Annotated in this window: 22 protein-coding genes; 9 read left to right on the forward strand and 13 right to left on the reverse strand. The window is 69.4% G+C overall.

Features of this window, described 5'->3' with window-relative positions:
* Nucleotides 1–29 precede the first annotated feature (29 nt).
* Both BWI15_RS27325 and BWI15_RS27330 read right to left on the reverse strand, forming a co-directional pair.
* On the reverse strand, nucleotides 30–707 hold the full coding sequence (locus tag BWI15_RS27325) for a response regulator transcription factor (protein ID WP_077017430.1): 678 nt from the start codon (nucleotides 705–707) through the stop codon (nucleotides 30–32).
* The gene (locus tag BWI15_RS27330) at nucleotides 704–1,927 is read right to left on the reverse strand and encodes a sensor histidine kinase (protein WP_077017431.1); all 1,224 of its coding nucleotides are present in this window, start codon (nucleotides 1,925–1,927) and stop codon (nucleotides 704–706) included. Before BWI15_RS27330 ends, BWI15_RS27325 begins: the two co-directional genes overlap by 4 nt.
* A 208-nt stretch (nucleotides 1,928–2,135) precedes the next feature.
* Here BWI15_RS27330 and phoU point away from each other — a divergent pair, with 208 nt between their 5' ends.
* From phoU to BWI15_RS27345, 3 genes are all read left to right on the forward strand, one after another.
* A complete protein-coding gene (gene phoU, locus BWI15_RS27335; RefSeq protein ID WP_077017432.1) occupies nucleotides 2,136–2,849 on the forward strand; it encodes a phosphate signaling complex protein PhoU in 714 nt (237 codons plus the stop codon).
* Between the two features lie 189 nt (nucleotides 2,850–3,038).
* Nucleotides 3,039–3,806, forward strand: a complete 768-nt coding sequence (locus BWI15_RS27340) for a serine hydrolase domain-containing protein (protein WP_077017433.1) — start codon at nucleotides 3,039–3,041, stop codon at nucleotides 3,804–3,806.
* A 66-nt stretch (nucleotides 3,807–3,872) separates the two neighbouring features.
* Nucleotides 3,873–4,415 carry an AAA family ATPase gene (locus BWI15_RS27345; protein WP_077017434.1) on the forward strand — a complete coding sequence of 181 codons (543 nt, stop codon included), beginning with the start codon at nucleotides 3,873–3,875 and terminating at the stop codon, nucleotides 4,413–4,415.
* Between the two features lie 553 nt (nucleotides 4,416–4,968).
* Here the strand turns inward: BWI15_RS27345 and BWI15_RS27350 are convergent.
* Genes BWI15_RS27350 through mshA form a run of 3 tightly spaced genes read right to left on the reverse strand, consistent with a single transcriptional unit; the run spans nucleotide 4,969 to nucleotide 7,532 of the window.
* On the reverse strand, nucleotides 4,969–5,715 hold the full coding sequence (locus tag BWI15_RS27350; RefSeq protein WP_083751230.1) for a phosphoglyceromutase: 747 nt from the start codon (nucleotides 5,713–5,715) through the stop codon (nucleotides 4,969–4,971).
* A 10-nt stretch (nucleotides 5,716–5,725) separates the two neighbouring features.
* The gene (locus BWI15_RS27355; protein WP_077017436.1) at nucleotides 5,726–6,214 is read right to left on the reverse strand and encodes a YbjN domain-containing protein; all 489 of its coding nucleotides are present in this window, start codon (nucleotides 6,212–6,214) and stop codon (nucleotides 5,726–5,728) included.
* 25 nt (nucleotides 6,215–6,239) lie between these two features.
* Nucleotides 6,240–7,532 carry a D-inositol-3-phosphate glycosyltransferase gene (gene mshA, locus BWI15_RS27360; RefSeq protein WP_077017437.1) on the reverse strand — a complete coding sequence of 431 codons (1,293 nt, stop codon included), beginning with the start codon at nucleotides 7,530–7,532 and terminating at the stop codon, nucleotides 6,240–6,242.
* A 169-nt stretch (nucleotides 7,533–7,701) separates the two neighbouring features.
* On the opposite strand from mshA, the gene BWI15_RS27365 reads away from it, so the two are divergent.
* Complete coding sequence (locus BWI15_RS27365) at nucleotides 7,702–8,676, forward strand: hypothetical protein (protein ID WP_077017438.1); 975 nt, start codon at nucleotides 7,702–7,704, stop codon at nucleotides 8,674–8,676.
* 12 nt (nucleotides 8,677–8,688) lie between these two features.
* Nucleotides 8,689–9,432 carry an SDR family NAD(P)-dependent oxidoreductase gene (locus BWI15_RS27370; protein ID WP_077017439.1) on the forward strand — a complete coding sequence of 248 codons (744 nt, stop codon included), beginning with the start codon at nucleotides 8,689–8,691 and terminating at the stop codon, nucleotides 9,430–9,432.
* A gap of 3 nt (nucleotides 9,433–9,435) precedes the next feature.
* Here BWI15_RS27370 and BWI15_RS27375 read toward each other — a convergent pair whose 3' ends face one another.
* Nucleotides 9,436–10,074, reverse strand: a complete 639-nt coding sequence (locus tag BWI15_RS27375) for a TetR/AcrR family transcriptional regulator (protein WP_077017440.1) — start codon at nucleotides 10,072–10,074, stop codon at nucleotides 9,436–9,438.
* Nucleotides 10,075–10,422: 348 nt separating this feature from the next.
* Between BWI15_RS27375 and typA the strand changes: the two genes are divergently transcribed.
* Both typA and BWI15_RS27385 read left to right on the forward strand, forming a co-directional pair.
* Nucleotides 10,423–12,285: a translational GTPase TypA gene (gene typA / locus BWI15_RS27380; protein ID WP_077017441.1), complete on the forward strand. Its 1,863-nt coding sequence runs from the start codon at nucleotides 10,423–10,425 to the stop codon at nucleotides 12,283–12,285.
* A gap of 120 nt (nucleotides 12,286–12,405) precedes the next feature.
* Nucleotides 12,406–12,984 (forward strand): L,D-transpeptidase, encoded by a 579-nt coding sequence (locus tag BWI15_RS27385; protein ID WP_077017442.1) that lies wholly within the window; start codon nucleotides 12,406–12,408, stop codon nucleotides 12,982–12,984.
* A 34-nt stretch (nucleotides 12,985–13,018) separates the two neighbouring features.
* Here BWI15_RS27385 and BWI15_RS27390 read toward each other — a convergent pair whose 3' ends face one another.
* On the reverse strand, nucleotides 13,019–13,522 hold the full coding sequence (locus BWI15_RS27390; protein ID WP_077017443.1) for a macro domain-containing protein: 504 nt from the start codon (nucleotides 13,520–13,522) through the stop codon (nucleotides 13,019–13,021).
* A 156-nt stretch (nucleotides 13,523–13,678) separates the two neighbouring features.
* Between BWI15_RS27390 and BWI15_RS27395 the strand changes: the two genes are divergently transcribed.
* Entirely contained in the window at nucleotides 13,679–14,524 is an 846-nt protein-coding gene (locus BWI15_RS27395; RefSeq protein WP_077017444.1) for a L,D-transpeptidase family protein, read from the forward strand.
* 207 nt (nucleotides 14,525–14,731) lie between these two features.
* Here the strand turns inward: BWI15_RS27395 and BWI15_RS27400 are convergent, their stop codons facing one another.
* The 3 genes from BWI15_RS27400 to BWI15_RS27410 form a co-directional block, all read right to left on the reverse strand.
* A complete protein-coding gene (locus BWI15_RS27400) occupies nucleotides 14,732–15,088 on the reverse strand; it encodes a DUF2516 family protein (RefSeq protein WP_077017445.1) in 357 nt (118 codons plus the stop codon).
* A 123-nt stretch (nucleotides 15,089–15,211) separates the two neighbouring features.
* The gene (locus BWI15_RS27405; RefSeq protein WP_077017446.1) at nucleotides 15,212–15,745 is read right to left on the reverse strand and encodes a hypothetical protein; all 534 of its coding nucleotides are present in this window, start codon (nucleotides 15,743–15,745) and stop codon (nucleotides 15,212–15,214) included.
* A gap of 25 nt (nucleotides 15,746–15,770) precedes the next feature.
* Nucleotides 15,771–16,307 (reverse strand): helix-turn-helix domain-containing protein, encoded by a 537-nt coding sequence (locus BWI15_RS27410; protein WP_077017447.1) that lies wholly within the window; start codon nucleotides 16,305–16,307, stop codon nucleotides 15,771–15,773.
* A 168-nt stretch (nucleotides 16,308–16,475) separates the two neighbouring features.
* Here BWI15_RS27410 and BWI15_RS38475 point away from each other — a divergent pair, with 168 nt between their 5' ends.
* Entirely contained in the window at nucleotides 16,476–17,171 is a 696-nt protein-coding gene (locus BWI15_RS38475; RefSeq protein ID WP_083751061.1) for a hypothetical protein, read from the forward strand.
* A 91-nt stretch (nucleotides 17,172–17,262) separates the two neighbouring features.
* Here the strand turns inward: BWI15_RS38475 and BWI15_RS27420 are convergent, their stop codons facing one another.
* The 3 genes from BWI15_RS27420 to BWI15_RS27430 form a co-directional block, all read right to left on the reverse strand.
* Nucleotides 17,263–18,264 carry an asparaginase gene (locus BWI15_RS27420; RefSeq protein WP_077017448.1) on the reverse strand — a complete coding sequence of 334 codons (1,002 nt, stop codon included), beginning with the start codon at nucleotides 18,262–18,264 and terminating at the stop codon, nucleotides 17,263–17,265.
* Nucleotides 18,265–18,322: 58 nt separating this feature from the next.
* Entirely contained in the window at nucleotides 18,323–19,327 is a 1,005-nt protein-coding gene (gene ygfZ / locus BWI15_RS27425) for a CAF17-like 4Fe-4S cluster assembly/insertion protein YgfZ (RefSeq protein WP_077019344.1), read from the reverse strand.
* Nucleotides 19,328–19,473: 146 nt separating this feature from the next.
* Nucleotides 19,474–20,856, reverse strand: coding sequence for a cation:dicarboxylate symporter family transporter (locus BWI15_RS27430; RefSeq protein WP_077017449.1), 1,383 nt, complete (start codon nucleotides 20,854–20,856; stop codon nucleotides 19,474–19,476).
* Nucleotides 20,857–20,926: the final 70 nt, after the last annotated feature.

The following is a 20,926-nucleotide window of genomic DNA, read 5'->3' on the forward strand; positions in this document are numbered from 1 at the left end:
CCGGTGGGGCGGCCGGTGGGGGTCCTTTGTCAGGCCTCGAACTTGTAACCCAGCCCCCGCACGGTGACCAGGTGCGCCGGGTTGGACGGGTCCTTCTCCAGCTTCGAGCGCAGCCGCTTCACGTGCACGTCCAGGGTCTTGGTGTCCCCGACATAGTCGGCGCCCCAGATCCGGTCGATCAGCTGCCCCCGGGTGAGCACCCGACCGGTGTTGCGCAGCAGCATCTCGAGCAGCTCGAACTCCTTCAGCGGCAGCCGGATCTCGGTCCCGGACACCGTCACCACGTGTCGCTCGACGTCCATCCGGACCGGACCTGCCTCGAGCGTGTCCGGCAGCAGCTCGACGTCCGCACCACGGCGCAGTACGGCCTTGATCCGGGCCAGCAGCTCACGCGGGCTGTACGGCTTGGTGACGTAGTCGTCGGCGCCCAGCTCGAGCCCGACCACCTTGTCCACCTCGGTGTCCTTGGCGCTGACGATGATCACCGGCACGTTGCCCCGGGTCCGCAACGCGCGGCAGACCTCGGTACCGGACAGGCCCGGCAGCATCAGGTCGAGCAGGACGATGTCCGCACCAGCCCGGTCGTATTCGTCCAGCGCGTCCGGGCCGGTCTCCGCGACGGCGACCTCGAACCCCTCCTTGCGCAGTACGTACGACAGCGCGTCGCTGTAGCTCTCCTCGTCTTCGACGACCAGCACTCGGGTCACGAAGCTGTCTCCTTTGCACTCTGCAGACCTGACGGGGTAGGCGTCAGGGGGATGGCCGGCTCCTCCTGGGTGGGGGAACCGGTCGGTTGCCCGGTGGCGGGATCGAGCCGCAGCGGGAGCCGGACGGTGAAGGTGGAACCTTGGCCCTCGACGCTCCAGACCCGTACGTCGCCACCGTGGATCGAGGCGATGTGCTTGACGATCGACAGGCCCAGCCCGGTGCCGCCGGTCTCCCGGCTGCGGGCCCGGTCGACCCGGTAGAAGCGTTCGAAGATGCGTTCCAGGTCGCTGCTCGGGATGCCCACGCCCTGGTCGGACACGGTGACCTCGACCAGGTCCCCGATCGGGTGCGCGGCGACCGCCACCCGGGTCCCGTCGGGGCTGTAGTTGACCGCGTTCTCGACCAGGTTGCCGATCGCGATCGCCAGCTGGTCCTCGCTGCCCATCACCTCGAGATCGGGGTCGGTCTTCACCACGATGCTGATCCCGCGGCCCTCGGCGTCGACCCGGCAGCGGTCCACCGCGGCGTCGATCACGCCGTTGATGTCGACCGGGCCGGGATTCTCCAGCGGGTCGTCGCCCTGCAGCCGGGACAGCTCGATGATCTCCTTGACCAGGCGGCTCAGGCGGGACGCCTCGATCCGCATCCGGCCGGAGAACCGCTGGACCGCCTCCGGGTCGTCGGAGGCCTCCGAGACGGCGTCCGCGAGCAGGATCAGGGCGCCGATCGGGGTCTTCAGCTCGTGACTGACGTTGACGGTGAAGTCGCGCCGGATCGCCTCCAGCCGGCGCTCACGGGTCCGGTCCTCGACCAGGACGAGGACCAGCTGGCTGCCCAGCGGGGCGACGCGGGCGCTCACGTACTGCGTGGCGCCGAGCCGGCCGCGGACGATCTCCAGGTCCTGCTGGCGGATCTCGCCGTCCCGCCGTACCGCCCGGACCATCGTCAGCAGGTCGTCGACCACCAGCCGCTCGCCCCGGACGATGCCGAGCACGTGCGCGGGAGCGCTTGCCTGCAGCACCTGGTCCTCGGGGCCCATCACGACCGCGGACGAGCGCAGCACCGACAGCACGGTGGCCACGCCACTGGGGACCGCCGGGTCCGGGGAGACCGGGACCTTGGTCTGGGAACGCTCGCTCAACACCATCGCACCGAGCGAAAGCAGGGCCAGGGCCGCGCCGATGACGCCGCCCAGCACCGCAGCCAGCGTGGGGTCCACGGAACCGATGCTACGCGGGGAAAGCACAGGGAAAGACCGAATGAGCACCGGATGACCGGAACGCGTCCTCACTGTTCATCGTCCGTTCACCACTCGTCGCCGTCCGGCAACCTCGACGGCATACGGTCCACGGTGGGCGGGTACCGGACCAGGCCCGCGGCACCTCCCGGTTCCGGGCCCGGACCGGACAGCACAGATCGGATGCACAATGCGCGACACCTACCACGAGCAGCTCGACGACATCCTCGCCGAGCTCGAGCGGATGACCCGGACGGTGTCCACCGCCGTACGGCGGTCGACGACCGCGCTGCTGAGCGCCGACATCCGGCAGGCCGAAGAGGTGATCGCCGCCGACATCCAGCTGGACGCCGCCGGCGAGGGCGTCGAGGAGAAGGTCTTCGAGCTGATGGCCCGCCAGGCCCCGGTCGCCAACGAGCTGCGGATGCTGGTCGCCGCGCTGCGCATGGTCGCCGACCTGGAGCGGATGGGCGACCTGGCCGCGCACGTCTCGAAGATCGCCCGGCTGCGCTACCCCGCGGCCGCGATCCCGGCCGACCTGCACGACGTCATCCAGGAGATGGCCACCGTGGCCGGCCGGATGGTCGACGGCGCCGGTGACGTGATCAAGTCCCACGACGTCGACGCCGCCGCCAAGCTGGAAGCCGTCGACGACGAGATGGACCAGCTGCGCACGAACCAGTTCCGCCTGATGATGGACGACTCCTGGCCGCACGGCGTCGAGGTCGCCGTCGACATCGCGCTGCTCGGCCGGTACTACGAGCGCATCGCCGACCACGCCGTCTCGATGGCCCGCCGGGTCGTCTACCTGGTCACCGGCGAGCTCCCGGTCGCCGTCGGCGGCACTGCCGCCGGCTCGGGCGCCGGCGCTTCGGCGCCGTCGCCCAACGGCAACGGCAACTGAGCAACAGAGCTCGAAGAAGTAGAAGAGCAAGGAAACCAAGAACAGAAGATAGTCAGGCCTTCTTCGGGTGACCGCAGGCGACCAGCTACAGGCCGCCTGTGGTCACCCGAACCGGTTCGGCGTGGGAGGTCCGATCGTCCACGCCGAACCGAATACTGAACCAGCGAAGCTGCGTGATCGCCACCATGGGTGAACCACACCAGCGGCCTGTTCAACTACACGGGTGAGTACTACCCCGACGGAACGGTTGCCCCCGGCATCCCCGCCACCGGCAAGGACTGGGTCGAGAACCGCTTCCTCAGCTACCAGCCGGAGGAACTGGTCCGCCTGGCCCTCGCCAAGCCGTCCCGCTTCGAGCCCGGCGCGGACTGGAGCTACTCGAACACCAACTACACGCTCGCCGTCCTCCTGATCGAGAAGCTCACCGGCCAGTCGTACGCCGAGGCGCTGCGCCGGCAGATCGCCGAACCCCTCGGCCTCACCGGCACCGTCGTACCGGGCGACCTGACCGAGCTGCCCGGCCCGCACGCCCACGGCTACTACCGCTACCAGGACGGCGAGGACTGGAAGGTCGAGGACGTCACCCGCCAGAACCTCTCCCTCCTGGCCGGCGCCGGCGATCTGATCTCCACCACCCAGGACCTGCACACCTTCACTTCCGCCCTGAACAGCGGCAAGCTCATCCCCGCCGACCTCCTCGCCGAGATGCGCACCCCCACGGGCCCGATCGACTACGGCCTCGGCATCTTCGTCCAGGACCTGGGCCCCGACCACGGCGGCGTCGTCCTCCACCACAACGGCAGCGCCCCCGGCGGCTACGGCGCCCTCATGTACAGCTCCCCCGACGGCACCCGCACCATGACCGCGTCGATCACCATGGGCGACTCGGACGCCGACCCGGCCCAGACCTTCCCGGCGGCCCTGGCCGAGCTGCTGAACGAGATCTTCAAGGCCTGACGAACAAGACCGCAGGCGGTCCGATCTCCGCCTGCGGTCACCTCGTTCCGTCGTACGGTGACGTCCGTGGCTCGACTCATTCACCTCAACGGCCCGCCAGGCATCGGCAAGTCCACCCTCGCCGCGCTCTACGCCGACGACTACCCCGGAACCCTCAACCTCGACGTGGACGTCCTCCACCGCCTGATCGGCGGCTGGCGGGATCCGAACAACCGCACCTGGGACCTCGCCTGGCCCCTCGTGCACTCCCTGGCCTCAACCCATCTACGCGCCGGCCACGACGTCGTGCTCCCCCAGTACCACGCCCGGTTGGACGAGATCACCACGCTGGAAACGCTCGCGCACCACCACGGCGCGAGCTTCCAAGAGGTCGTACTCCTCGACAGCCGCGACTCGGCCACCGCCCGCTTCGATCACCGGGCGCAGACCACCGACGATCCCTGGATCCAGCACCACCAGCGCTTCGTCACCCGAGACGACCTGGTCAGGATGTACGACGCCCTGGTGAACCTCGTGCCCCAGCTTCCCGACGCTCAGGTCGTGTCCAGCACACCGGACGCGATCCACGAAACGTACGACCTGCTGTCCAAGACCCTCGGCCAGCCTTGAGCCGTCTGTTCGGTCAACTATGACGACGAGGTCGGGCTCGGCGTCGAACCCGAGCACCGAAGTCCCACGGCTGCTCTCCGAGTCCATCGGCACAGGCTTCCGCAGCCGCCGCCCGAGCGCTTTGAGGAACTCACAGAAGACGTCCAGCTTCTCCTGGCCCTGCAACGCCCGCATACGAAGGGGAAGATGGCCAGCACCTCGGCGACCCGCCAGACGCGCAGATTTTCGGGGCCTCGGCATCGGCAGAACGGGCAAGCACTGCCTGCCTCGGGCAGCGGCCCCACGGTGTCTCCGGTGGAGTACTCGTACTGCCACCCGCTCGCCCGCACCAGCTCTCATCAGCACGCATAGCGACCTATGCGGCTAGGCGTCACCTCGCGTGGGTAGGCCGCGCTGCGCACTGACCTGTCGCCCGTCGACGGTGACCGCAGGCGGCCTGATCCTGCCTGCCCGCGGTCACCGAAGACCACCCAATTGAGTTTCTGTTCTTTTCTTGTTCTTTGTATTTCTTTGTTCTTGCTGGTCTCAGGTTCTGCTTTGAGCCGTTACCGGGTCAGCGGCCCTGGTTCTTGACGGCCTCGATGGCTGCGGCTGCCGCCTCCGGGTCCAGGTACTCGCCGCCCTTGGTGACCGGGTTGAAGTCCTCGTCGAGCTCGTAGTACAGCGGTACGCCGGTCGGGATGTTCAGGCCGACGACCGTCTGCTCGTCGAGCTGGTCGAGGTGCTTGACCAGGGCGCGCAGGGAGTTGCCGTGGGCGGTGACGAGGACCGTCTTGCCGTCGCGCAGGTCGGGCACGATCGCGTCGTACCAGTACGGCAGCATCCGGACCACGACGTCCTTCAGGCATTCGGTTGCCGGGAGCAACTCGCTGGGCAGGGCGGCGTAGCGGGGATCGCCGGCCTGGTCGTACTCGGAGCCGCGCTCGATCGGCGGCGGCGGGGTGTCGTAGGAGCGGCGGAACAGCATGAACTGCTCCTCGCCGAGCTCCTCCAGGGTCTGCTTCTTGTCCTTGCCCTGCAGGGCGCCGTAGTGGCGCTCGTTCAGCCGCCAGGAGCGGCGGACGTCGATCCACTGCCGGCCGGCCACCTCCAGCGCGATGTTCGCGGTACGGATCGCGCGGCGCAGGACCGAGGTGTGCAGGACGTCGGGAAGCAGGCCGCGGTCGCGCAGCAGCTCACCGCCGCGGTGCGCCTCCTCGACACCCTGGGCGTTGAGGTCGACGTCCACCCACCCGGTGAACAGGTTCTTGGCGTTCCAGTCGCTGTGGCCGTGGCGGAGCAGGATCAGGCGATAGGTCATACCCCGCATGCTATCGAGGCTCGAGCCAGCCCTTGAACGCGTCCAGGTTCCGGGTCGACTCGCCGCGGGAGATCCGCCACTCGTACTCCTTGCGGATCGACCCGGCGAAGCCCAGCTCGAGGATCGTGTTGAACGACGAGTCGGCGTACTCCAGGACGGCGCCGAGCAGCCGGTCGACCTCGACCGGCGTGATCGCGTGCAGCGGCACCCGCCCGTCCAGGTGGATGTCGCCGAGGTGGTCGACGGCGAAGGCGACGCCGTACATCTTGAGGTTCCGCTCCAGCAGCCAGCGGTAGACGGCCTCGTGGTTCTCGTCCGGACGCCGGGCGACGAACGCGTGCACGTGCAGGGACTGCCCGCCCACGGTCAGCGACACGGTCGTCTTCAGCTTGCGCTCACCGGGCAGGTCCGCGCTGAACGCCCCCGGCGCGGTTTCGGTGAAGTCGAGGTCGTTCTCGGTCAGCACCTGGCGGATCACGTCCGCCGCCGAGACCCTCATCCGGCCACTCCAGTACGCCGTGCGCTCATCCCGCCACCTCCGCGGCCAGCTCGGCCGCCATCGTCCGCGCGGCCGTCCGGTACGCGGCCAGCGTCTTCTCCGCGGTGTGTTCCCAGCCGAACGCCTGGGCATGCTCGACCGCGGCCTTGCTCATGCTCTCGCGGGTGTCGGGATCCGTCGCGATCCGGCCCAGCGCGTCGGCGAACTCGTCGACGCCGTGCCCGGGCACCAGCAGCCCGGTCACGCCGTCACTGACCGCGGTCGTCAGCCCACCGACAGCGGCCGCGACCACCGGCGTACCGCAGGCCTGGGCCTCCAGCGCGACCAGCCCGAACGACTCCGAGTACGACGGAACGCAGACCACCGACGCGGCCCGGTACCAGTCGGCCAATCCCGGCCGCGGCATCGGCTTCACGAACCGGGTCACGTCGTCGACCCCGAGCCGGCGAGCCAGGTCGGCGTGCGCCTCGGGGTGTTCCATCCCGTTGCCCGACGGGCCGCCGATGATCGCGACGACCAGCCGCTCGCGCAGCCCCGGATCGCGCTCGAGCATCCGCGCGGCGGCACGGATCAGCAGGTCAGGCGCCTTCAACGGCTGGATCCGCCCGACGAACGCGAGCACGACCGCGTCCTCCCGGACCCCGACCGTACGCCGGGCCGTCGCCTGGTCGCCCGGGCTGAACATCTCCAGGTCGACGCCGGGGTTGACCACCTCGACCTTGGCCGGCTGCGCGCCGTACAGGTCGATCAGTTCGTTCGCCTCGTCGCCGGTGTTGGCCAGCAACCGGTCGGCCGCCTCGACCACCTGCTCCTCGCCGAGCAGCCGCGCGGGCGGCTCCGGTACGTCGTCGTCGGCGAGGCTGGCGTTCTTGACCTTGGCCATCGTGTGCATCGTGTGCACGAGCGGGACGGCCCAACGGTCCCGGGCGAGCAGGCCGACCTGACCGGACAGCCAGTAGTGCGAGTGGATCACGTCGTAGTAGCCCGGCTCGCGGACCGCCTCGGCGCGCAGGACCGCGCGGGCGAACGTGCACAGCTGGGCGGGCAGCTCGTTCTTCGCCAGTCCCTCGTACGGGCCGGCGGCGACGTTGCGCACGGTGACGCCGGGCACCAGCTCGATCTTCGGCGGCAATGCCGACGAGGTCGCGCGCGTGAAGATGTCAACCGCGATACCCAGGCCGGCGAGCCGCTTGGACAACTCGACCACGTAGACGTTCATCCCGCCCGCGTCGCCCGTGCCCGGCTGATCCAGCGGCGAGGTGTGCAGGCTGATCATCGCGACCCGCCGAAGAGGACGGTCAGCGGAGGGTTGGGTCACCTGGCCAGCGTAACTCCGGCGCCGGCGGGCGGTGCGTGCCCCCGTGCGCCGCGGGAGGTGGGCCTGACACCACCAGCGATCGGCGGATTGGGACCACTGTGCCGACGGCCCCGAACGCGAAGCATGGAAGGCGTCCCCACCGCTCGCGAGAACGCCCTGGAGAACCCTGATGCGTACTGTCCTGGCCGAACTGAAGTCGTGGCACCGCCCACTGATGCTGATGGTGCTGACCATGGCCGCCCTGGTACTGACCGCCGCCGTCGGCGTGCTGGTCGACAGCCGCGAGGTCCTCAACGAGTCCGTGTGGCTGAAGCCGTTCAAGTTCGGCCTCTCGTTCGTCCTGTACGGCGCGACGCTCGCGTGGCTGCTGTCACGACTGCGCAAGGCCAAGCGCTTCGGCTGGTGGACCGGCACGGTGTTCGCGATCACCGGGATCGTGGACGTCGGCTTCATCGCGATCCAGGCCGCGCGCGGCACGTTCAGCCACTTCAACGCCAACTCCGACACCTTCAACCAGGTCGGGCGGCAGGTCTTCATGTCCGGCGTGATCGGACTGTTCGGCGCCAGCCTGGTGGTCGCGGTCATGCTGCTGTTCCAGCGGGTCGGCGACGCGCCGCTGAACCGCGCGATCCGGGTCGGGCTCGGCCTGGCGACCGCCGGGATGTTCCTCGCCTTCTACCTGGTGGGCAACAACTCCGCCGAGCAGCAGGTGGTGGACGCCAGCGGGCAGCCGGTGACGCTCGCGGGCAGCCACGGCATCGGCGTCGAGGCCGGCGGGCCCGGGATGCCGTTGACCAACTGGAGCACTGTCGGCGGCGACCTGCGGATCCCGCACTTCGTCGGACTGCACGCGATTCACGCGCTGCTGGCCGTCGTACTGGTGCTGAGTGTTCTGGCGGCGCGGGTGGCGTGGCTGCGGCCGGAGCGGGTGCGGGCGCGGCTGGTGGGTGTGGCCGCGTTCGCCTACACCGGCCTGATGATCACCGTGACGGTCCAGGCGTTCCGCGGGCAGTCGTTGATCCACCCCGACGGGCAGACCCTGGGGATGCTGGCGGGCTTCATCGCGATCAGTTTGGCCGCACTCGGCGGCGTGGTGACGGCCGCCCGCGGTGAGACGGCGTACCGCGTCCCGGACCGGGTTTGAAAGACTGTGGCTATGACGACTCGTCCTGTGGCCGTGGTGACCGGAGCCAGTAGTGGGATCGGGGCTGCCACCGCGCGGCATCTCGCGGCGGCCGGGTTCGAGGTGGTGTGCGCCGCCCGGCGGCTGGACCGGATCGAGGAGCTGGCCAAGGAGATCGACGGGCGCGCCGTCCAGTGCGACGTGACCTCGGCCGAGGACGTCGCGGCGCTGACCGTGGCGGCCGGTGAGCGGGTCGGCCTGCTGGTGAACAACGCCGGTGGCGCGTTCGGGTTCGAGCCGGTCGCCGACGCCGACCTGGACGCCTGGCGGCGGATGTACGAGGTGAACGTGATCGGCGTCGCCGCGGTGACCAAGTCGTTGCTTCCGGCCCTGATCGCGGGCCGTGGCACGATCGTGGTGATGGGCTCGACCGCCGGACAGGTCGCGTACGAGGGCGGTGGCGGGTACGTCGCCGCCAAGCACGCGGTGAAGGCGGTCGTCGACACCCTGCGGCTGGAGCTGTTCGACCAGCCGGTCCGGGTCTGCGAGATCGCGCCGGGCATGGTGAAGAGCGAGGGCTTCGCCCTGACCCGCTTCGACGGCGACCAGGACAAGGCCGAGGCCGTGTACGCCGGCGTCGCCGAGCCGCTGACCTCGGACGACATCGCCGAGATCGTCACCTGGGTGGCGTCGCGGCCGCCACACGTCAACATCGACCGCCTGACCGTCCGCCCCCGGGCCCAGGCCGCGCAGCACAAGGTGCACCGGGTCAACTGACGTTCAGGGTCTGGCGCGCAGGCGATCCACCGCCGGGGACGGGACCGGCAGCGGTTCCTTCGGTTCCGGCAGGCCGTAGCCGGCGTACAGGCGGCGGCGGATCGGTTCGAGCGGGAACGTCTCGGGATAGATCGCGAGCTTGACCGTGACGCCCTCGAGTGTTGCCCTGAGCAACATCTCCTCGACCGCCGGGTCGGCCGCGCCGCGCTCGGCGAAGACCTTGCGGATGGCGTCCTCGACCAGCGCCATCCGGGCGGACTTCTCGGTCTCGACCTCGGCGAAGATCCCGTGTGTGCTGGGCTGCATCATCAGCGAGATCGCCAGCCGCTGCACCGGCAGCGTCATCGCTGCGGCCATCAGCGCGCCGTCGATCATGCCGGCCAGCCGTTCGTCCGGCGTACCGGGGATGTCCAGGATGCCGGCGATGCCGTCCAGCCAGCGGTCGAGCAGCTGGGCGGCCAGATCGCGCTTGGAGGCGAAGTAGTAGCCGACCAGCCCGCGGGAGACCCCGGCCCGGGCCGTCACGTCCGAGATCGACGCCGCCTCGTAGCCCTTCTCGGCGAACACCTCCAGGGCAGCGCTGAGGATCCGCTCTCTCGAGCGTTCGCGCATCTGCTGGTTCGTGGCGACCGACCGCGGCACGTTCTTCTTCCCTGGTCAGGGCCCCGGAGGCCGAGCATCCCCCACCTCGTGCTCGGCACTCCCGGGCTGACCCCCCGTTGTTCCCCTTCGAGGCCCCTCCCCAGGCGCCCACCTATAGACTGGACGTCCAGTCAACGAATGTCAAAGGCTCAACCGCGATCCGGACACGCAGCGTCACCGGCCCGGGCGGCCGGTTTCGACGCCACACGGAGTCACCGGTAGGATGGACTGGCTGCGCAGTGCGTCGATCAGTAAGTCGAGTGGCACCCGAGCGACATCACACCCGCCGTAGCCACCATCTGACTCTCAGTGACCACTGCTTGTCTCAACTGCTTGGAGCGCTTCCGCATGCCCCTCCGTAATGATCTGCGCAACGTGGCCATCGTGGCCCACGTCGACCACGGGAAGACCACCCTTGTCGACGCGATGCTGTGGCAGTCCGGCGCGTTCGGAGCCCACCAGCACGTCGACGAGCGCGCGATGGACTCCGGCGACCTGGAGCGTGAGAAGGGCATCACGATCCTCGCCAAGAACACCGCCGTCCGGCACAAGATGGCCAACGGCGAGCAGATGACGCTCAACATCATCGACACCCCCGGCCACGCCGACTTCGGTGGCGAGGTCGAGCGCGGCCTGTCGATGGTGGACGCCATCGTGCTGCTGGTGGACGCCTCCGAGGGTCCGCTGCCGCAGACCCGGTTCGTGCTGCGCAAGGCGCTGGCCCGGCAGATGCCGGTGATCCTGGTGGTCAACAAGGTCGACCGCCCGGACGCCCGGATCGCCGAGGTCGTCGACGAGACCTACGAGCTGTTCCTCGACCTGCTCGACCACGACGCCGACCAGAGCGCGCTGGACTTCCCGGTCGTCTACGCCTCGGCCCGGGCCGGCCGCGCCTCGCTGAACCAGCCCGCCGACGGCGGCCTGCCGGATTCCGAAGACCTCGAGCCGCTGTTCGAGACGATCCTGGCCAACGTGCCGGCCCCGGAGTACACCGAGGGCGCGCCGCTGCAGGCGCACGTCACCAACCTGGACGCCTCGCCGTTCCTCGGCCGGCTCGCGCTGGTCCGGGTGCACGAGGGCACGCTGAAGAAGGGCGCCCAGGTCACCTGGTGCAAGCACGACGGAACCTTCCAGCGGGTCAAGATCACCGAACTGCTGGTCACCGAAGCACTCGAGCGGGTGCCCGGCGACTCGGCCGGACCGGGTGACATCGTCGCGATCGCCGGCATCCCGGAGATCATGATCGGCGACACCCTGGCCGACCCGGAAAACCCCAAGCCGCTGCCGTTCATCACCGTGGACGAGCCGGCCATCTCGATGACGATCGGCACCAACACCTCGCCGCTGGCCGGCCGGACCAAGGGCACCAAGGTCACCGCCCGCCTGGTCAAGGACCGGCTCGACAAGGAGCTGGTCGGCAACGTGTCGATCAAGGTGCTGCCGACCGAGCGTCCGGACGCCTGGGAGGTGCAGGGCCGTGGTGAGCTGGCGCTGGCCATCCTGGTCGAGCAGATGCGTCGCGAGGGCTACGAGCTCACCGTCGGCAAGCCGCAGGTGGTCACCAAGGAGATCGACGGCAAGAAGCACGAGCCGGTCGAGCGGCTGACCATCGACTGCCCGGAGGAGTACCTGGGCACCGTCACCCAGCTGCTCGCGGTCCGCAAGGGCCGGATGGAGCAGATGACCAACCACGGCACCGGCTGGGTCCGGATGGAGTTCCTCGTCCCGGCCCGCGGCCTGATCGGCTTCCGCACCGAGTTCCTCACCGACACCCGCGGCACCGGCATCGCGCACCACGTGTTCGAGGGTTACGAGCCGTGGTTCGGCGAGCTGCGCACGCGCCCGTCCGGCTCGCTGGTCTCCGACCGCACCGGCGTCGCCACGTCGTACGCGATGATCAACCTGCAGGAGCGCGGCACGATGTTCGTCGAGCCGGGCACCGAGGTGTACGAGGGCATGATCATCGGGGAGAACTCACGCTCCGACGACATGGACGTCAACATCACCAAGGAAAAGAAGATGACCAACGTCCGCTCGAACGCGGACGAGTTCGAGAAGCTGGTGCCGGCCCGCAAGCTGTCGCTCGAGCAGTCGCTGGAGTTCTGCCGCGAGGACGAGTGCGTCGAGGTCACCCCGGACGCGATCCGGATGCGCAAGGTCGCGCTGACCCAGATCGAGCGCGCCAAGCTGGGCCGCAAGAACAAGGCCTGATCAACGATTCACCGGCCGGTCACGATTCGCGGGGGAATTTTCCGGATCGTGACCAACCGGAGTGCCTGCTTCGTCGTCTACACAGTGGAAGTCACTCAGTTGGGGGAAGGACAAAGGTTCATGGGGATTCTGCGTAAGCTCGGCGCCACCACGACGGCGGTCGCGATGCTGGGGGTCGGCGTATTCGCCGCCACCGGTACGGCGGGGGCCGCGCCGTCGGCCGCTCCGGCCGGGGCGGCGACTGCGCCGACGGCCGCTTCGGCGCCGGCTGCGAAGACGGCGGTCAAGCCGGCCGCCAAGAACGTGCTCGTCCCGGGCAAGCTGCGGCTGGACAAGCGCTGCATGACCGGCCGCATCATCTGTGTCAACAAGAAGACCCGCAAGGTCGCGTTCCTGTACAACGGCAAGCTGCTCGCCACCGGCGACGCTCGCTTCGGTGGGCCGCGGACGCCGACCCGCAACGGCTTCTTCAAGCTGCAGCGCAAGTCGAAGAACCACGTCTCGTCGATCTACAAGTCGCCGATGCCGTACGCGATGTTCTTCAGCGGCGGCCAGGCCATTCACTACTCGGCCGACTTCAAGGCCCGCGGCTACAACGGCTCCTCGCACGGCTGCATCAACATGCGCGACAAGAAGAAGATCGCCTGGATCTTCGCCCGGGTGAAGGTCGGCGACCGCATCCTGGTCTACAACGCCTGATCCACCCGCACCATCCGTCGACGGCGGCCGAGGACTAGTCCTCGGCCGCCGTTGCCGTGCTGAAGGCGTCGAACAGCCGCGGCGCGACCAGGCAGAACGTCGCCGTCTCCACCGATGTCGGCGTACGGCGCAACGTCCGGACGGCGATGTCGGCCGCGGATTGCGCGGGCCAGCCGTAGATCCCGGCCGACACGGCGGGCAGCGACAACCGGCGTACGCCGAACTCGTCGGCGATCCGCAGCGCGTTGCGGTAGCAGGACTCGAGCAGGGCTGGATCCGTCTGCCCGGCGGTGTGATTCGGCCCGACGACATGGATCACGTACGACGCCGGCAGGTTGCCCGCCGTCGTCCAGCCGGCCTCGCCCGTCGGCAAGCCGTGTGGATAGCGCTCGATCAACTCGGCCAGGAGCGTCGGCCCACCGGCCCGGTGGATGGCACCGTCCACGCCTCCGCCGCCGCGCAGGGCGTGATGGGCGGCGTTCACGATCGCGTCGGCCGGGACCGTGGTGATGTCCGCGGTGCTGAGCAGGATCTCCATGCCACCAGTGTGGAACAGGTCACGAGTTGCTCACGACGGGTGTACCGGGTGTGATTCACCACCTACGCTGACTCGGCAATTGTGTGTGGGGGCCAACCAACCGGTCGGTGAGGACGTCCCAGTACGTACAGGGGATTCGACCACGAGGGGTACGCGATGCGCGCGCGGAACTGGGTAGGGAAGGTGTCGGCCGTCCGGCACCTGCTGGCGGGGATGGTCGTCGCGGCGGCCGCGACCGGGCTGGTCGTGTACGGACTGGACAGTTCCGGAGGCTCGGCTGCCGCGGCTCCGGCTGCTCCGGTGGCGAGCACCGACCTGAAGACCGTGCCGTTCGAGGTCAGCGGTGAGCTGCCGATCTACCCGAAGGCCCTGTGGAGCAACGGTTCCAGCAGCGCCGACGTACGCAAGGTCGAGGCCCGCCTGATCCAGCTGAAGCTGCTCGACAAGAAGTGGCTGGACAACTCCTTCGGCACGATGACCCGCTCCGCGGTGAAGAAGTTCCAGGCGTCCAAGGGGATTCCCGAGCTCGGCTACGTCGACCAGAACACCTGGGACCAGCTGAAGGCCGCGACCCGGGAGCCGACCCAGCAGGAGCTGTTCCCGCCCGCGCCGGTGGTGGACGGCAAGAAGCTCGACCAGCGCTGCGCGACCGGTGTCGCGCTGTGCATCGACAAGTCCACCCGCAAGTTGCGCTACGTGATCGACGGCGTGGTGAAGCTGCAGTTCGACGTCCGGTTCGGCGCCAAGAAGACCGCGACCCGCGAGGGCGCGTTCTCGGTCGGCTGGAAGAGCCGCAACCACGTCTCGAAGTTGTACGACAGCCCGATGCCGTACGCGATGTTCTTCAGCGGCGGCCAGGCCGTGCACTACTCATCGGACTTCGCCGCCCGCGGTTACGCCGGCGCCTCGCACGGCTGCGTGAACGTGCGCGACCTGGCCAAGATCAAGTGGTTGTTCGACCAGGTCAAGGTCGGCGACAAGGTGATCGTCTACCGCTCGTAGTCCATTTGGTGGGTGAACCCGTCAGTTGGCCCGTTGGCCCAGCGGAGTTGCGCGGGCCACGGGGACCATTTGGTGGGTTAACCCATCAGTTGGCCCGTGGGCCCACCGGAATTCCGTGCGCCAACGGGGCATTTGGTGGGTTGACCCATCAAATGCACGGGGGCGCACGGGCGCAGGAAGAGGTGGCGCGGGGTCGGGGCGGGTGGGTCAGAGCGGGCGGGGACCCCGGCGGCGGCGGATGCCCCAGCCGCCACCTCGGCCACGGCCGCCGGCGGCGCGCAGGGCCGGGCGGGCGTCGACCAGGTAGACGCCCGCGGCGACGATGCCGATCAGGCCGAAGAAGCTGAGCCAGCCGCCCTGGAAGATCTGCGACAGCGAGAACGCCGCCAGGATCAGGATCCAGCCGGGCTTGGTCAGCTTGTCCGCCGCGACGAACACCGCGCGCGGGCGGAACGCGGCGTCGAGCAGTGCGACCAGCTTGAGGCCGAGGACCACCCACCAGATGACGTCGAACGGATTGCCGAACCCCGGGAACAGGTTCGGGAACGTGGCGAGTGGGAGCATGCGTACGAGCCTAACAAGCAGACGGGTGGCCCACCTCTGCTCAGCGGCAGATTGGGGCCACCCGTCGGCGTGTTGCAGGCCGCGGACCGCGTACGGCGGCGGCCCGCGACCCGGTGACTACGGTCAGTCGCCAACCTTCGCGGCGGCGTCGCCGGCGGCCTTGGCGGCGGTCTTCGTGGTCTTGCGGGCGCTGGTGGTGGTCGCCTTGACGTTGCGGGCGGCGGTGTCGGCGGTCTTGCGCGCCGTGGTCCGGGTCGCCTTCGCCTTGCTGACCGTGGTCTTGGCCTGCGCGGCCAGGTCCTCGGACGCCTTCTGGCTGCGGATCCGGCCGACGATCTCCTCGCCGCGGGCGGCCAGGTCCTCGTAGGTCTCCTCGGCCTGGCCGAGCACGGTGGTCAGCCCGGCCTGCGCGACGGCCGGCAGCTCACGCAGCTTGGCCGGCACGGTCTTGGCGTCCGCGGCCAGCGCCTCGAGCCGCTTGGACAGCTCGACCTGACGCTTGGTCAGCTCGGTCTGCAGGGTCGCCTGCAGCTTCTGCTGGTCCAGCTGGGCGAACCGGGCGGTGACGTCCTCGCTGACCGCGCGGAACTTCTCCACGGCCAGGTCGCCGGCACCGGCGATGACGTACAGGGGCGTGACGGGGGTACGGGTAGCCATCAGGCTTCTCCTCGGAGCAGTTTGTTCAGTGGGTGGTGCGCGGTGATGCAGGGGTCGTGGGGACCGCGGGCTTCTTCGGCGCCGTCTTGCGGGCCGGCTTCGCGGCCGTCTTCGGGACCGGCTTCTTGGCCTGCGCGGTCTTGCGGGCCGGGGGCTTCGTCGCCGCCGCGGCCGGTTCGTCGTCGTCGGCGTTCTCGCGCACGAACGATCCGTACACGTCGAGCAGCACCCGCTTCTGGCGCTCGTTCAGCGCCGGGTCGAGCAGGATCGCGTCGACCACACCGGTCGCACGCCGGGCGCCGTCGGTGCCGTCGTCCGGATCGAGAATGCCGGCTCGCACGTAGAGCGTCTCCGCGGAGATCCGCAGCGCCTTCGCCAACTGCTGCAGTACGTCGGCCGACGGCTTGCGCAGGCCACGCTCGATCTGGCTCAGGTACGGGTTGGAGACACCGGCCAGGTCGGACAGCTGCCGCAACGACAACTGCGCGTGCCGACGCTGCTCGGCGAGGTACTCCCCCACCGAACCCATCGCGTCCGCCGCACGATCACTCAACCTGGCCATGTCTCCAGTGTGCTAGCAGAGTGCTTGCAATTGCAAGCAGCGCGGCCGTGAGCCCGCTCACTCACTCCGGGTGAGCACCCCCGAACAAATAGCATGACCGCCAAGGACCTCGATGAGCGGCGGCGGTGCGCCGGCCTGTGTGGACCGGCGTGGTGATGGGAGACGTACATGGGCGATGCGACTTCGGAGTACGAGACGGCGCCGGAGGCGGAGCAGGTGGCCACGGAGCAGTTGTTTCCCGAAGGATTCGAGGAACTCGCGCAGCATCCTGAGTGGACGCTGATCGGGCGGGAGATCGCCCGGGAGACGGGTCGGGTGCTGGCCGAGGTCGCCGATGGCGATGATGTCGATCGGGACGCGGAGCGGGTGCGGCAGCGGGTCTACGAGCGGGTCTTCGATCGGGTGCTGGGCGAGTCCGACGCCGCGGCGGTGAAGACGCTGCACCGCCTGATTGCCGATGAGACGCCCGAGGTGCCCGACGGCGTCACCGTCGCTTCGCCTACGCCCGAGCTGGACGAACTGCTCGAGGACGTCAGCGAGGTGATGGGGATGATGGTCGATCTTCAGCTGGAGCTGCAGGCGCCCGATCAGGAGCCGGAGGGTCCGTTCTTCGAGCGGCACTACGCTCTGTTGCTGCAGGCGGCCCGTTTCCTGCGCATGGATCAGGAGGCGGTGCTCGAGAATTCGCGCGAGCTGCCGGAGGACTCGGCCGTTTACGTCTGGCAGCCGGCCAGGGGCGGCGGGGCGCTCATCACCTCGGAGAACGGCTCGGTGCTGTTCGCGAACTCCGGCGTCCCGTTCGAGCGGCACCTCGAGGCGTTCCGGGCGGGCCGTCGTACCGACCCGGTGGAGTTCGAATCCTGACGCGATCGAAGCCACGGACACCCTGCGTTTTCACTGGATGCATGCTGCTGTCAGCGCGAGCAACTCCCTACCCGCCTGGTTTGAGCAGGAACTACCTGAAAACCGGAAAATGCGGCCGGACCGAGCCGACCTGGACGCCGCCGCCGAGCAAGGCGGCGTGCTCCTGGGCGTCGAGGACTTCGTGGTTCAGGCCCAGCTTCTTCAAGGTGGCGGCCATCACCACGGCTCGGGCGCGGGCGCTGCCGTCCTCGATTTTCACGGCAATGCCCCGGCCGTCGGCCAGGCCCACGGCGTACACGCTCTCGGCGCCGACCTTGCAGAACAGGCCGGGGATCGCGCGGATCAGCGCGGCCTCGTCGCGGCGGGTGCCGCTGGCGTACTCCGGGAACGCCCGGAACGCGTCGGCGACCCGGCCCTCGAGCGTGTCCGGCGCGGCCGAGGCGAACAGACCGAAGGAGCGCGCCAGACCAGCCAGGCTGATCGCCAGGATCGGCGCGCCGCAGCCGTCGACCGCGACGTACGAGACCTTCTCGCCGGCTGAGTCCTCGACGGCGGTGCGGATCGCCTGCTGCAGCGGGTGCTGCGGGGAGCGGTAGTCGTCGGCGCCCCAGACGCCGTCCGGGCTGTGCTCGCGGGCGGCATCGTGGATCGACCACCCGTTCGCCACGCAGGTCGCGATCATCGCCGCGTGCTTGCCCGAGCAGTTCATCGTGATCGGCTCCGGACCGTGACCGGCGCGCACCCACGCGTCCCGCGCCTCGTCCTCGACCGGGTACTGCGGCGGCGTCCGCAGCGCGGTCTCGTCCAGCCCGACCCCCGCCAGGATCTCCCGTACGCCGTCCAGGTGGATCTGCTCGCCGGAGTGCGACGCCCCGGCCAGCGCGAGCAGCCGGCCGTCCAGCTGGAGGCCGTGGCGCAGCATGCCGAGGGCCTGCATCGGCTTGTTCGACGAGCGCGGGAACATCGGCTCGTCGGCCACGCCGACGGACCACTCGACACCGCCGTCGGGATTGGTCACGACGACGGAGCCGCGGTGGTGCCCTTCGACGAAGCCGCTGCGGACGACGTCGGCCACGATCACAGGTTCGGTCACGGCTGAACTGTACGGCGGATGCGTCAGGGGCAAAAACCCTGGTTGGAGATGATTCGGCTCACAGCCGGCTGCGCACGTGCAGCCCGACCTCCGGGTCGACGATCAGCTCCTGGGTCGCGGTCACCGTCGGCTGGTCCTCGGCGACGACCTGCAGCTCGGCGCTGGGATCGACCGAGCGCTTCACCAGCGCCAGCGCGATCGGCCCGAACTCGTGGTGCCGCGCCGCGGAGCCGACGAACCCGACCTGCTTGTCCCCCACCCGCACGGCGTACCCGTGCTGCGGCAGGTGGTCGACCGAACCGTCCAGGTGCAAGCGGACCAGCCGGCGCGGCGGGCGGCCCAGGTTGTGCACCCGGGCGACCGTCTCCTGGCCGCGGTAGCAGCCCTTGTCCAGGTGAACGCCGACGCCGAGCCAGCCCAGCTCGTTCGGGATCGCGCGCTCGTCGGTGTCGAGGCCGAACCGCGGGTGCCCCGCCTCGATCCGCAGCGCCTCGTACGCCCAGACGCCGGCCGGCGGTCCCGCGAGTTCGGCGTACGCCGAGAGCTCTTCGCGGGGCAGGAACACCTCGTACCCACCCAGCGAGTCGCGGCCGCTGCGCGTCAACGGCCCCTCCGTCGGCGCCGGGCCGGGACGCCAGACGATCGCGTACGCGTCGGTGACGTCGGTGATCTCCACCCGGGACATGAACACCATCTTCTGCAGCCACTCGACCAGTGCGGCCGCCGCGCCCGGCTCGGTGTGCAGCCAGAACGTCTCGCCGTCGTCCACGCCGTACATCGCGTGCTCGACGTGGCCGGTCGGGGACAGCAGCAGCGCCGTCGTCGACGTCCCGGCGGCCAGCCCTTCGAAGTACTGCGTCGTCAGCGCGTGCAGCCAGGTGAGCCGGTCGGGCCCGCTGATCGTGACCACGTCGCGGTGCGACAGGTCGACGTACCCCTGGCCCTGCACCAGCGCGCGTTGCTCGCGCAGGTCCGAGCCGTAGTGCGCCGCGACTCCGGCGTCCGGACCGTCGGCTTCGACCGCGGCGGGCAGGTCGAGCAGGGGGCTGCGCTTCAGTGACATGTCACCAGCGTACGTCGCGCGGCGTCCGGCGAACTCCGCCCGTCGCGGGATGTGGACCACCGCCCCGGTGGTCGAGCTGCTCCGGGAAATGACCAGTGCCCGTCAGCCGTGGCTGACGGGCACTGGTGAGGGGTGGGACGGTTGGATCAGTGGGTGCGGTCTTGCGTCTCCGGACCGCTGCCGGCCGTGACGGACGCCGGTACGTCGCCCGCATGGGTGTCACCGGCGGCGAACGCGGCCTCGTCGAACGGGTCGTCGCCGGCGAAGACCTGCTTGACCTGCTCGCGGTCGAGCTGGCCGACCCAGTGGCCGACCAGGACCGTGGCGACCGCATTGCCGGCGAAGTTCGTCAGCGCGCGGGCCTCGGACATGAACCGGTCGATGCCGACGATCAGCCCGACGCCGTCGACCAGGTCCGGCCGGTGCGACTGCAGCCCACCGGCCAACGTGGCCAGACCGGCGCCGGTGACCCCGGCGGCGCCCTTCGAGGCGATGATCATGAACGCCAGCAGGGAGATCTGCTGCCCGATCGAGAACGGCTGGTCCATCGCCTCGGCGATGAACAGCGAGGCCATCGTCAGGTAGATCGCGGTGCCGTCGAGGTTGAACGAGTAGCCGGTCGGCACGGTGATGCCGACCACGCTCTTGGAGACGCCGAGGTGTTCCATCTTGCCGATCAGCCGCGGCAGCGCGGTCTCCGACGACGAGGTGGACACGATCAGCAGGAACTCGCGGCCCAGGTAGCGCAGCAGCTGGAAGATCGACAGCCCGGTGACCACCTTGAGAATGGTGCCCAGGACAACGATCACGAACAGCAGGCAGGTGATGTAGAAGGCCAGCATGATCTTGCCCAGGCTGACCAGGGCGTCCCAGCCGGTGGCGCCGACGACCGCGGCGATCGCACCGAAGGCGCCGATCGGGGCCGCCCACATGATCATCGCCAGCACCTTGAAGACCAGCCGCTGCAGGTGCGCGATGCCGTCCAGGATCGGCTGCCCCTTCGACCCCATGCCCTGCAGGGCGAACCCGACCAGCAGCGCGACCAGCACGGTCTGCAGCACCTGGCCCTCGGTCAGCGCCGAGACGATCGTCTTCGGGATGATGCCGAGCAGGAAGTCGGTGGTGTTCTCGTGCGCGCCGGCGGCCTGGCTCTGGCCGGTCTCGCGCAGCTTGTCGGTCAGGTTCAGGCCGGAACCCGGCTGGACCAGGTTGCCGACCACCAGGCCGATCGCCAGCGCGACGGTCGACATCACGACGAAGTACAGCAGCGCGAGGCCACCGACCTTGCCGACGCTGGCGGCCTGGCGGACCGAACCGATACCGAGCACCAGCGTGCAGAAGATGACCGGGCTGATCATCATCTTGATCAGGTTCACGAACCCGGTGCCGAGCGGTTTCAGCTCGACCGCGAAGTCGGAGAACAGGAAGCCGACGCCGATTCCCAGCAGGACGGCGACGATCACGGCGATGTACAGGAAATGGGTCCGGTCGTTGCGGACCGGGGTGGGGCGGGGTGCGGTGGTCGACATACGTGGCTCCTCGGCCGGCAGCGCTCGATCAGGGCGGTTCTGGGTAACTGTGACGTGACGCACAGGACAA

This window comes from Kribbella sp. ALI-6-A (assembly GCF_001984195.1).
GTDB lineage: Bacteria > Actinomycetota > Actinomycetes > Propionibacteriales > Kribbellaceae > Kribbella.